Origin of the sequence: Pseudomethylobacillus aquaticus, from assembly GCF_003730115.1 — a bacterium.
Taxonomy (GTDB): Bacteria; Pseudomonadota; Gammaproteobacteria; order Burkholderiales; family Methylophilaceae; genus Pseudomethylobacillus; species Pseudomethylobacillus aquaticus.
The window spans coordinates 479,405-491,158 of the sequence record NZ_RJVP01000001.1; the positions used below are offsets into that span (position 1 = coordinate 479,405).

At 59.6% G+C, this 11,754-nt stretch carries 8 protein-coding genes and 1 tRNA gene; 8 read left to right on the forward strand and 1 reads right to left on the reverse strand.

Features of this window, described 5'->3' with window-relative positions; all coding sequences use genetic code 11:
- The first annotated feature begins 86 nt into the window (after positions 1-86).
- From guaB to ED236_RS02265, 8 genes are all read left to right on the forward strand, one after another.
- A complete protein-coding gene (gene guaB, locus ED236_RS02230; protein ID WP_123236294.1) occupies positions 87-1,547 on the forward strand; it encodes an IMP dehydrogenase in 1,461 nt (486 codons plus the stop codon).
- A 14-nt stretch (positions 1,548-1,561) separates the two neighbouring features.
- Positions 1,562-2,299, forward strand: coding sequence for an SIMPL domain-containing protein (locus ED236_RS02235; protein WP_123236295.1), 738 nt, complete (start codon positions 1,562-1,564; stop codon positions 2,297-2,299).
- Between the two features lie 106 nt (positions 2,300-2,405).
- Entirely contained in the window at positions 2,406-3,968 is a 1,563-nt protein-coding gene (gene guaA, locus ED236_RS02240) for a glutamine-hydrolyzing GMP synthase (protein ID WP_123236296.1), read from the forward strand.
- A gap of 186 nt (positions 3,969-4,154) precedes the next feature.
- Positions 4,155-4,646, forward strand: coding sequence for a GreA/GreB family elongation factor (locus ED236_RS02245; RefSeq protein WP_123236297.1), 492 nt, complete (start codon positions 4,155-4,157; stop codon positions 4,644-4,646).
- An 8-nt stretch (positions 4,647-4,654) separates the two neighbouring features.
- On the forward strand, positions 4,655-5,257 hold the full coding sequence (locus ED236_RS02250; RefSeq protein WP_123236298.1) for a nitroreductase family protein: 603 nt from the start codon (positions 4,655-4,657) through the stop codon (positions 5,255-5,257).
- Between the two features lie 119 nt (positions 5,258-5,376).
- On the forward strand, positions 5,377-6,972 hold the full coding sequence (locus tag ED236_RS02255; RefSeq protein ID WP_123236299.1) for an ABC-F family ATPase: 1,596 nt from the start codon (positions 5,377-5,379) through the stop codon (positions 6,970-6,972).
- Positions 6,973-7,084: 112 nt separating this feature from the next.
- Positions 7,085-10,756, forward strand: coding sequence for a bifunctional diguanylate cyclase/phosphodiesterase (locus ED236_RS02260; RefSeq protein ID WP_123236300.1), 3,672 nt, complete (start codon positions 7,085-7,087; stop codon positions 10,754-10,756).
- A gap of 13 nt (positions 10,757-10,769) precedes the next feature.
- Positions 10,770-10,844: transfer RNA gene (locus ED236_RS02265), tRNA-Arg, on the forward strand.
- Between the two features lie 18 nt (positions 10,845-10,862).
- On the opposite strand, the gene ED236_RS02270 is transcribed toward ED236_RS02265, so the two are convergent.
- Positions 10,863-11,732, reverse strand: a complete 870-nt coding sequence (locus ED236_RS02270) for a mechanosensitive ion channel family protein (protein ID WP_123236593.1) — start codon at positions 11,730-11,732, stop codon at positions 10,863-10,865.
- Positions 11,733-11,754 lie beyond the last annotated feature (22 nt).

An 11,754-nucleotide genomic window follows, 5' to 3' on the forward strand; every position in this document is an offset into this window, starting at 1 on the left:
ATAAACTTCAAGCACATCATCCGCATGCACAGATTTACCGACACCCGGCTTGTCGGTATAATTGCCTTTTGCCGGAAAGGTATTCCATGCGTCTGCTGCAACAAGCACTCACATTCGATGATGTTCTGCTGGTTCCCGCTCATTCCAACGTCCTGCCACGCGAAGTCAGCCTTGCCACGCAACTGACGCGCAACATCCACCTGAACATTCCATTGGTCTCTGCGGCCATGGACACCGTCACCGAAGCGCCACTGGCGATCGCACTGGCGCAGGAAGGTGGCATTGGCATCATCCACAAAAACATGACCGCGGCAGTGCAGGCTTCCCACGTCTCGCGCGTCAAGCGTTTCGAATCCGGCGTGGTCAACGACCCGGTCACCATACAGCCACACATGACCGTGCGCGACGTGCTCACCCTCACCCGTCAGTACAAGATCTCCGGTCTGCCCGTCGTGGATGGCAGCAAAGTGGTCGGCATCGTCACCAACCGTGACCTGCGCTTTGAGACCAACCTGGATCAAGCCATCAGCAACATCATGACCCCGCGCGAGCGTCTGGTCACCGTGCGTGAAGGCACCAGCCGCGAAGAAGCCATGCACCTGCTGCACAAGCACCGTCTGGAGCGCGTGCTGGTGGTCAACGAAGCCTTTGATCTCAAAGGCCTGATCACCGTGAAAGACATCCAGAAATCCAGCGACCACCCACTGGCGTGCAAGGACAGCAAGGGCCGCCTGCGTGTAGGCGCCGCCGTGGGTGTGGGCGAAGGTACCGAAGAACGCGTCGCCGCACTGGCAGAAGCCGGTGTGGACGTGATCGTGGTGGATACCGCGCACGGTCACTCGCAAGGCGTGCTGGATCGTGTGAACTGGGTGAAAAAGCATTTCCCGCACGTGGAAGTCATAGGCGGCAACATCGCTACAGCAGCAGCCGCAAAAGCACTGGTGGATGCCGGTGCTGACGGCGTCAAGGTCGGTATCGGCCCTGGCTCCATCTGCACCACGCGTATCGTCGCGGGTGTGGGCGTGCCGCAGATCAGCGCGGTGGCCAATGTGGAAGAAGCCCTGCGTGGCAGCGGTGTGCCGTTCATCGCTGATGGCGGCATCCGTTACTCCGGCGACATCTCCAAGGCCATTGCCGCTGGCGCCTACTCGGTGATGCTGGGCGGCATGTTCGCCGGCACCGAAGAAGCACCAGGCGAGATCGAACTGTTCCAGGGTCGCTCCTACAAATCCTACCGTGGCATGGGCTCGGTGGGCGCCATGCAAAAGGGTTCCAGCGACCGTTACTTCCAGGACAACGAAGGCAACGCCGACAAGCTGGTGCCGGAAGGCATCGAAGGCCGCGTGCCTTACAAAGGCAGCGTGCTGGCGGTGATCCACCAACTGATGGGTGGCCTGCGCGCCTCCATGGGTTATGTGGGTTGCAGCACCATCGAGCAGATGCGTGAGCGTGCCGAGTTCGTGCAGATCACCTCGGCGGGCATGCGTGAATCGCATGTGCATGATGTGCAGATCACCAAGGAAGCACCTAACTATCACGTTGAGTGATGCCAGGAGATGTCATGACCGATCAACCACCAGCCCGCGCCACCTTGAGTGCCGTGCCTACCGCGGCCGTGCTGGGCGGCTTGCTGCTGATCGGCTTGACCTTGCTGGGCTATCAGATCGCCCAGAGCATCGTGGATATCAAGCTGCTGGAGCGCTCGGTGGAGGTCAAGGGCCTTTCCGAGCGCGAAGTCACCGCCGATATCGCCATCTGGCCGATCAGCTATAACGTGGCCGACAACGACCTGGGCAATCTGTACCTCGTATTGCAGGACAAGAACGCCAACGTGATCGCCTTCCTCAAGGCCAACGGCTTCGAGGACAAGGAGATCAGCAGCTCGGCTCCGGCCGTGGTGGACAAGCAGGCGCGCGAATACAACGATGGCTCGGCTTCGGCCTACCGCTACACCGCCACCTCCACCATCACCGTGTACAGCAGCAAGGTGGAAGCGGTACGCGACACCATGACCAAGCTGGCCGACCTGGGCAAACAGGGCATCGCCATCGCGGGGGATGCCTACAGCACCCAGTTCATGTACAGCAAACTCAACGACATCAAACCGGCGATGATAGAAGAAGCCACCAAGAACGCACGCGAGGCCGCCACCAAGTTCGCCAAGGACTCGGACAGCAGCCTGGGCAAGATCAAGCGCGCCAACCAGGGCACCTTCAGCATCGAGAACCGCGACTCCAGCACTGCGCATATCAAAAAAGTGCGCGTGGTGTCTACGGTTGAGTACTATCTATCCGATTGATTTTTATACTTATTGATCTGTAACGCAATACTAAACCATGTGCTGTGCCAGCTGAGTGGCCAGCCTGTTTTCTACTATCTACCTTCTGGCGCCCTATCCTTCTGTCATGACGCAAAAAATCCTCATTCTCGATTTCGGTTCCCAATACACCCAGCTCATCGCACGCCGCGTGCGCGAAGCCAATGTCTACTGCGAGTTGCATTCCTGGGATGTCAGCGATGACTTCATTCGTGACTTCGCCCCGGCTGGTGTCATCCTGTCTGGCGGCCCGAACTCGGTGTATGAAGATGAGACGCCACGTGCGCCACAAGCAGTCTTTGAACTGGGCGTGCCAGTGCTGGGCATCTGTTACGGCATGCAGACCATGGCAGCACAACTGGGCGGCAAGGTCGAGAATGCCGCCAAGCGTGAATTCGGCTATGCCGAGATCCGCGCACATGGCCATTCTGCGCTGTTCAAGGATATTCAGGACCGCAGCAACGAGCAAGGCCACGGCCTGCTGGACGTATGGATGAGCCATGGCGACAAGGTCACCGAGATCCCGCCCGGCTTCAAGGCCATCGCCAGCAACAGCTCCACCCCGCTGGCCGGCATGGCCGATGAAGTGCGCCGCTTCTACGCAGTGCAGTTCCACCCGGAAGTGACGCACACCAAACAGGGAAAAGCCATTCTTGGGCGCTTCGTGCACGACATCTGCGGCTGTGACCAAAGCTGGAACATGCCGGATTATGTGGAAACAGCGGTCAAGCGCATCCGCGATGAAGTCGGCAGTGATCAGGTGATTTTGGGCCTGTCCGGTGGCGTGGATTCTTCCGTCGCTGCCGCACTGATCCACCGCGCCATTGGCGACCAGCTGACCTGTGTGTTCGTGGACAACGGCCTGCTGCGTCTCAACGAGGCAGAACAGGTGATGGAGACCTTTGCCAACAACCTGGGCGTGAAGGTCATCCACGTGGATGCCAGCGCCAAGTTCCTGGGTGACCTGGCCGGGGTGACCGACCCGGAGGCCAAGCGCAAGATCATCGGCCGCGAGTTCGTGGAAGTGTTCCAGACCGAATCCGCAAAACTGCCGCAAGCCAAGTGGCTGGCACAAGGCACCATCTACCCGGATGTGATCGAATCGGCCGGTGCCAAGACCAAAAAAGCCCACACCATCAAGAGCCACCACAATGTGGGTGGCCTGCCGGATACCCTTAAACTCAAGCTGCTGGAACCGCTGCGCGAGCTGTTCAAGGACGAAGTACGCGAGCTGGGTGTCGCGCTCGGCCTGCCGCACGCCATGGTCTACCGTCACCCCTTCCCCGGCCCTGGCCTGGGGGTGCGTATCCTGGGTGAAGTGAAAAAAGAGTACGCCGACCTGCTGCGCCGTGCCGATGCCATCTTCATCGAAGAGCTGCGCGCCTCCGGCTGGTATGACAAGACCTCGCAAGCGTTCGCGGTGTTCCTGCCGGTGAAATCGGTAGGCGTGATGGGCGATGGCCGCACCTACGACTACGTGGTGGCACTGCGCGCCGTGGTGACCAGCGATTTCATGACCGCACACTGGGCGGAACTGCCGTACGAGCTGCTGGGCAAGGTGTCCAACCGCATCATCAACGAGGTGCGCGGTATCAATAGAGTAGTCTATGACATCTCCGGCAAGCCGCCCGCAACGATCGAATGGGAGTAAAGCTTCTGCAGGGGTAGCAGGTTCCATCGACAACGTCGATGGATGCGACCCGGAAGAAGCGCCAACTGATGCCGGCAGCTCATTTACTAAGATTGTTTGGCGTACCCACGGGGATTCGAACCCCGGTCGGACAACACCCTTGGCGTTTTCGAGTATGCTCAAACGCAATAGATCAGGGTTATTAGCATGAGCCGCGGTTTCGTCAAGGAAGACGATCTGGAGCATGCCGGCACCGACCTGCCGGAACGCCCGCTAAGCCCGTTTCCCAATTACGTCACCCCTACCGGGCTGCAGCAGTTGCAGGAGCAGGCGAATCTGCTGGAACAGCAGCGTGTGCAACTGGCGCCGCGCAAGGAAGACCCGGTGGTGCAGCAAACGCTGGCACGTGTGGAACGCGACTTGCGTTATCTGGTCGCCAGGCTGGAATCCGCCATCCCGGTAGAGCCTGGCAGCGCGCTGGACACGGTGCGTTTCGGCTGCACGGTGGAGGCCGAAGACGAGACTGGCGCGCTGCAGCAGTTTCAGATCGTCGGGGAAGACGAGGCCGATATCGCGGCTGGCAAGGTAAGCTGGGTGTCACCACTGGCCAAAGCATTGTTAGGCCACAAGCTCGGTGACAGCGTGCTGTGGCCGCGCCCGGCAGGCAATCTGCAATTAGAGATCATTGATATACGTTAAGGATTAAGATGGACGTTCGTACCGCAATTGAAACCCGCCGCTCGATCAAGGCTTATGACGCAGCACACCGCATGAGTCAGGCCGAGATCGATCAGCTGATGTCGCTCGCCATGCTGTCACCCACCGCGTTCAACATCCAGAACTGGCGCTTCGTGGTGGTGCAGGACCCGGTGCTGCGCCAGCAGATCCGTGCAGTGAGCTGGAATCAGGCACAGGTCACCGATGCTTCCCTGCTAATCGTCCTGGTCGCGGACCTCAAGGCTTGGGAAAAACAGCCCGGCCGCTATTGGAAAGACGCGCCTCAAGCCGTGCAGGATTACCTGGTGCCGGCCATCGGCCAGTATTACCAGGGCAATGAGCAGGCGCAGCGCGATGAAGGCATGCGTTCCTGCGGCATGGCCGCCATGACGCTGATGCTGGCAGCCAAGGAGATGGGCTACGACACCTGCCCCATGGACGGTTTCGATTTCGACGCCGTGGGCAAGCTGCTGAACCTGCCGGCTGACCATACGCCCAGCATGTTCGTGGTGGTAGGCAAAGGCCTAAAGGAAGCCTGGCCACGTGGCGGTCAGCTGCCTATGGACGAAGTGGTCATCCAGAACACGTTTTAAACACCTGTTTAGAGACAAACTCTAGATTCAATACCCGAAATGATGCGGCGCGTCCGCCATCGTCGCCTGCGCTTAGCCAGGCCTAGACCATGGATGAGCGCCTTAACCAGGAACACTGAATGTTAATCAGCAACAACATCACCATGCAATTCGGCGCCAAACCCTTGTTCGAGAACGTCTCGGTCAAGTTCGGCGACGGCAACCGTTACGGCCTGATCGGCGCGAACGGCTGCGGCAAATCCACCTACATGAAGATCCTGGCCGGGGTGCTGGAGCCGAGTGCCGGCAACATCACCATCGACAACAACGAGCGCATGGCCTTCCTGAAACAGGACCAGTTCGCTTATGAAGACCAGCGCGTCATCGATGTGGTGATGATGGGCCATGAGCAGATGTGGAGCGCCAATGTAGAGAAGAACGCCATCTACATGAATCCGGACGCCACCGAAGACGACTACATGCGCGCCGCCGAGCTGGAAGGCGTGTTCGCCGAATACGATGGCTACACCGCCGAAGCGCGGGCAGGTGAGCTGCTGCTGGGTGTGGGCATCCCCATCGAACAGCATGACGGCCCGATGAGCGCGGTAGCGCCGGGCTGGAAGCTGCGTGTGCTGCTGGTACAGGCGCTGTTCGCCAACCCGGACATCCTGCTGCTGGATGAACCGACCAACAACCTGGACATCAACACCATCCGCTGGCTGGAAGACGTGCTGAACAACCGCGACTGCACCATGATCATCATCTCGCATGACCGGCATTTCCTGAATCAGGTGTGCACGCACACGGCAGATATGGACTACGCGAAGCTGACCGTGTACCCCGGCAACTACGACGATTACATGGAAGCCTCGGCGCAGGCACGCGCCCAGCAAGCCAAGGACAACGCCAAGGCCAAGCAGCAGATCGCCGACTTGCAGGAATTCGTACGCCGCTTCTCGGCCAATGCCTCCAAAGCCAAGCAGGCGACCAGTCGCGCCAAGCAGATCGACAAGATCAAGATCGAGGAATTCAAGCCGTCCAGCCGCCAGTATCCCTTCATCCGCTTTGAATATGACGAGCGTGAAAAGCTGCACCGCAACGCTGTGGAGCTGAAGAAACTGAGCCATGGCTTCGACCGCCCGCTGTTCAATGACGTGGACCTGATCTTTGAAGCAGGCGAAAAAGTCGCCATCATCGGTGAGAACGGCATCGGCAAGACCACCTTCCTGCGCTGCCTGGCGCGTGATCTGCAAGCCAACCATGGCGAAGTGAAATGGGCGGAAAAGGCCACGCTGGGCTATTTTGCACAGGACCACGAGTACGAGTTCGCCAATGGCGAGAACCTGTTCGACTGGATGTCGCAGTTCACCCAGGAAGGCGATGACGACCAGTCCGTGCGCAGCATGCTGGGCCGCTTGCTGTTCTCGGGCGAGGACACCAAGAAATCCGTCAAGGTGCTGTCCGGTGGTGAAAAAGGCCGCATGCTGTTCGGCAAGCTGATGCTGGCCCGCACCAATGTGCTGCTCATGGATGAACCGACCAACCACATGGACATGGAATCCATCGAATCACTGAACACGGCACTGGACAAGTACAAAGGCACCTTGTTCTTCGTCAGCCATGACCGCGAGTTCGTCAGCTCCATCGCCACCCGCATCATCGAGATCCGCGCTGATGGCATCATCGACTTCCGTGGCAACTATGAAGACTACCTGACCAGCCAGGACCTGGCTTAAGCCCTGACGGCGCGGCATTCCAGGGGCCTGGAAGCCGCGCCTGTAATTGTGCATTTGCATAAAGGCACGCATAATCGGGATGACATGACCCTACGCTCTGCGATCATCCGCCATGAAATTGCGTAACATCACGTTCGGTTCGCGGCAGCCCGCTTCCCCCATGCGCTTGTCGCTGTTGTATGCCCTGCTGGGCGCCGTCTGGATCCTCATCAATGACCGGCTGCTGACTTCCTCCACTGACGCAGTGGCGGCGATCGACCCGATCAACATTCTGCTGGGCCTGATCCTCATCGCGGTCAATTCCGGCGTGCTGTACCTGTTGCTGAAGACCCGCAACGACAACACCAAGCTGCCGCCACACAAGGCCACCACTAGTACCCAATCCCCTACTCCGTTCCTGCTGGCGGTGTTCGTCAGCCTGCTGCTGGTGGCGCCGATGTTCAATTTCGGCATCAACCACATCTACGCGGCCAAGGTGGAAAAAGATGCCTACAGCGACCTGCGCCTGATCGCGGAGATCCGCAGCCTGCAACTGGCACGCTGGGTGGATGCCACGCGCGCCGAGTTGGAAAGCCAGTCCAATCAGCGTTATCTGCTGCAGTTCCTGGCTAACGGCCAAAGCACTGGCAATGCCGAACAGCAACTGGACAGCCTGCTGCGCCAGTACGACTTTTCCAGCCTGAGCCTGCTCGACGCTCAAGGCCGTACCTTGCTGCTGCGCGGCAACAAAACGCGCAAGACCGAGGTGCAGGAGGCACTGTTCAAGGAAGTGCAGCGCAACGGCAAGTTCTCGCGCAGCGATTTCTACCTGCTACCTGACGGGCAGATCCAGCTTGACCTGATGCTGCCCCTGCATAACAGCGACCAGACGCTGCTGGGCTACCTGCGCATCAGCACCGCGCCACATAAATCCATCCTGCAGCAGGTGCTGCAATGGCCCAACGTCAATTCCAGCGCCGAAGCCCTGCTGGTCAAGAGCGACGGCACACGCGAGCAGGTCGTGCATGCCGGCCAGGACGAGATCGCTCATGCGCTGACGCGCCCGGCCATGACCATCAGCCCTTACGACAACACACGTTATCCGGCACGCGGCTATGACTACCACGGCAACTTCGTGCTGGCTGCGCATAAACCGATCGAGAAGTCCTCCTGGCATATCGTCGCGCAGATCGACAAACAGGAAGTGATGGCGCCCCTGCAAGCGCTGATGCAGTTCAGCGGCGTGGTGCTGATGGTGATCTCCATCATCTCGTTCTTCCTGCTGCTGATATGGCGTCAGCAACGCCGTGCTTATGAACTGGAGCTGATGGCGCAAAGCGGTGAACGCGATCGCCTGCTGAAACGCTTTTACGACCTGCCCTTCTTCGGCATGGCCATCAGCGAACCCAACAGCAAGCGCTGGATCCAGGTGAACGACCGCCTGTGCGAGATCCTCGGTTACGAGCGCGACGAGCTGCTCACGCTAAGCTGGGACGACATCACCCACCCGGACGACATCGCCATCGATCAGGATTATTTCAACCAGATGCTGATCGGCATCCTGGACCGTTACGGTCGTGAAAAGCGCTACCGCCGCAAGGACGGGCTGTACATCGACGTGAAGCTGGAAGTGAATTGCCTGCGTAACGCCGACCATCAGGTGGAAGTGGTGCTGACCACCATGGACGACATCACCGAAGCCAAGCGCGCGGCCGATGCGCTGCGCGATTCCGAACAGCGCCTGGCACTCGCCTTCAAGGCCAGCCGTGATGCCTGGTGGGACGTGGACCTGATCACAGGCCGGCCACGCTATTCCGAGCTGTGGGCCAGCATGCTGGGCTACCAGCCGGTGGAGCTGCCGGATGACCCGAACTACTGGCAGATCATCACCCATCCGGAAGACTTGCCGCAGGCCCTGCAGGTGGTATCTGCCGCGCTGAACAGCCAGGAATCCGGCTATCAGGTGGAATTGCGTCTGCAGCATCGGGATGGGCATTATGTGCCGGTGATGATGCGCGGTTTCATCGTGCGTGACCCGGAAGGGACACCGACCCGCATCACCGGCGCCAACACCGACCTCACGGCGCGCAAGGCTGGCGAGGAAAGCATGCGCATGACCACGGTAGTGTTCGAAAACACGCGCGAGGGCATCCTGGTCACGGATGCCGATCAGCGCATCGTCAAGATCAACCGCGCCTTCAGCGAGATCAGCGGCTATAGCGCCGAAGAGGCCATCGGGCTCAAGCCCAGCCTGGTCAGCTCAGGCCGGCATGGCCGGGATTTCTATAGCCAGATGTGGCATTCCCTGAACACGCTGGGGCACTGGCAGGGGGAGATCTGGAACCGGCGCAAGAACGGCGAGATCCATCCTGAACTGCTCAGCATCACCGCCATCAAGGACGGTACTGGCCGCGTCACCAACTATGTGAGCATCTTTGCCGACATCTCCAGCATCAAGGAATCCGAAGCCAAGCTGGAGTTTTTGGCTCACCATGACCCGCTGACCGGGCTGCCCAACCGGCTGATGCTGATCTCGCGCCTGAACCACGAGATCGAGATCGCCAAGCGCAACAACACGCTGATCGCGCTGATGATGCTGGACCTGGACCGCTTCAAGAACGTCAATGACAGCTTTGGCCACCCGGCCGGAGATGCGCTATTGCAGCAGGTGGCCGAACGCCTGACCGCGCGCTTGCGCAGTGTGGACACGGTGACGCGACTGGGTGGCGATGAATTCACCATCGTGCTTGGCGGTATCAACCAGCCTGAAGACGCGGCGCGCGTGGCCATGGACATCATCAGCATGATAGAAGCGCCGTGGAAGCTGGCCAACAACATCGAGGTGCGTATCGGCGCCAGCATCGGCATCAGCCTCTACCCCGGCCACGGCGGCGATGCCATGGAGCTGCTGCAGCACGCCGATGCGGCACTCTATCAGGCCAAGGCGGCCGGACGCGGTTGCATGCGCTTCTTCTCGGAGAGCCTGACCAAAGCAGCACGCGAACGCTTCGACATCGAGGCGCGCCTGCGTAATGCACTGAAACAGAACGAATTGATGGTGTATTACCAACCCAAGGTGGACATCAACACGCGGCGCATCGTCGGTGCAGAAGCGCTGGTGCGCTGGCAGGACCCCAAAGACGGGCTGATCATGCCGCTACGTTTCATTGGCATCGCCGAAGAGACCGGGTTGGTGGGTGCCATCGGAGAGTTCGTGCTGCGCCAGGCCTGCCGGGATGGCAGGCAGTGGCTGGATGCAGGCCTGCCGCCACTCAGCATCGCCGTGAACCTGTCCACGCACCAGCTGCACCACAGCGACATGCTGGCTTATGTGGACAAGGTATACGCCGAGACCGGCTTCCCGCTGGAGCTGCTGGAATTCGAATTGACTGAAAGCGTGCTGATGCAGCGCGAATCCGAGGTCATCAACACGCTCAACAAACTGCGCAGCAAGGGCATCAGCCTGGCCATCGATGACTTCGGCACCGGCTATTCCTCCTTGTCTTACCTGAAGAGCTTCCCGCTGGACGTGCTCAAGATCGACCGCAGCTTCATCGAGGACATCGAGAAGGACGAGGATGACCGCGCCATCACCGCCACCATCATCGGCATGGCGCATACCCTGGGCATGCACGTGGTGGCCGAAGGCGTGGAGACCAAGGAACAGCTGGCCTTCCTGCGCGACCACAAATGCGATATGTATCAGGGCTATCTGTACAGCCCGCCGGTCCCGGTCGCGCAATTCGTGGAGATGATGCGCGCTTCCCTTGCATCAGAAGCGGTCAATCTGGAGCAAACCGGTTAAAATACGCGCTGGCGTCCTCGTGGTGAAATGGATATCACAAGATCCTCCTAAGATTTAGTTACAGGTTCGATTCCTGTCGGGGACACCACTTCCAGCTTCCTGCCTGCTAGACCACCGCTTCGGCACCGCGATACAGCGTGAGATGTGGGTAGGGGATCTCGATGCCCTGCTCGTCAAAGCGGCGTTTCAGGCGTCGCAAATATTCACGGCGCACGCCCCACTGCTCCAGCGGCAGCACGCGGAAGCGGCAACGCAGGATCACTGCCGACTCGTCCCAGCGATCCACACCCGCCATTTCCAGGTCATCTAGGATCTTTTCACGGTAGACCTGATCGTCTCGCAGCTCGGTGCCCACCTGCCGCATGATCTGCATCACGCGGTCCATATCTTCACGATACGCCACACGCACATCGATCACCGACTGCGCGAAACCCCGGCTCATGTTGGTCACGGTGCTGATGGCCCCGTTGGGGATGAAATGCACGTTGCCGTCATAGTCACGCAGCTTGATGTGGCGCAGCGTCACTTCTTCGACCAAGCCACCCTTGCCTGCCGCCTCCACCACATCACCCTGACGTATCTGGTTCTCGATGAGCAGAAAGAAGCCATTGAAATAATCCTTGATCAGGCTTTGCGCCCCAAACCCCACGGCCAGCCCGACCACGCCTGCCGCGGTGAGGATGGGCGCGATGGAGACACCCAATTCATGCAGGATCTCCATCCCGGCCACACCGGCGATCACCACCGTGGCCACATAGCGGAACACGCGCAACAGGGTGTCGATGCGTTTAAGGTCTTCCAGATCCTGCCCAGCACGGGCGCGCAGATGGGCTTTGAGGATCAGGATGCCGCGCCGGCTCAGGCGGATGAACAACAGGGTCAGCAGCACGATCACGCCTATGCGTAGCATGGTGCCGGACACCTGCAATAACTCGGGCCAGTGTAAAAAATCCAGACTATCCATCATGCCCTCCATCATCAATCCTTGTTCCAATTGC

Coding starts and splice junctions, on each gene's coding strand:
- guaB (WP_123236294.1), top strand. CDS start 87: ATGCGTCTGCTGCAACAAGCACTCACATTCGATGATGTTCTGCTGGTT.
- ED236_RS02235 (WP_123236295.1), top strand. CDS start 1,562: ATGACCGATCAACCACCAGCCCGCGCCACCTTGAGTGCCGTGCCTACC.
- guaA (WP_123236296.1), top strand. CDS start 2,406: ATGACGCAAAAAATCCTCATTCTCGATTTCGGTTCCCAATACACCCAG.
- ED236_RS02245 (WP_123236297.1), top strand. CDS start 4,155: ATGAGCCGCGGTTTCGTCAAGGAAGACGATCTGGAGCATGCCGGCACC.
- ED236_RS02250 (WP_123236298.1), top strand. CDS start 4,655: ATGGACGTTCGTACCGCAATTGAAACCCGCCGCTCGATCAAGGCTTAT.
- ED236_RS02255 (WP_123236299.1), top strand. CDS start 5,377: ATGTTAATCAGCAACAACATCACCATGCAATTCGGCGCCAAACCCTTG.
- ED236_RS02260 (WP_123236300.1), top strand. CDS start 7,085: ATGAAATTGCGTAACATCACGTTCGGTTCGCGGCAGCCCGCTTCCCCC.
- ED236_RS02270 (WP_123236593.1), bottom strand. CDS start 11,732: ATGGAGGGCATGATGGATAGTCTGGATTTTTTACACTGGCCCGAGTTA.